We start from the raw sequence: 231 nt of genomic DNA on the forward strand, positions 1-231 counted from the left end.
GTCGGCCGCTTCCGAACTCCAATCGTGCGCCTTTTGTTTGGCGACCGGGATACCCGCGTCCCACGCTTGCTTGAGCGTCCGGCCATCGCCCCATTCCTGAAGATTCGGCCGCATGCCGATCTTGGTTAGATCCGCGACCGGTAGACCGGCCAGCCCACCGTCCAGATAAGCCAACGGGTGGGTGACAAAGGCGAAAGTCTTGAACGTGTCCCCGTTGTTTTCGAGTTCGAG

1 protein-coding gene is annotated in these 231 nt (G+C 60.6%); it reads right to left on the reverse strand.

The annotated features are described in order from the left end of the window. On the reverse strand, positions 1 to 231 hold a 231-nt coding region (locus SB756_RS36050), incomplete at both ends, for a hypothetical protein (RefSeq protein ID WP_410914042.1).

The organism is Pseudomonas sp. SIMBA_068, assembly GCF_046534705.1.
Taxonomy (GTDB): Bacteria; Pseudomonadota; Gammaproteobacteria; order Pseudomonadales; family Pseudomonadaceae; genus Aquipseudomonas; species Aquipseudomonas putida.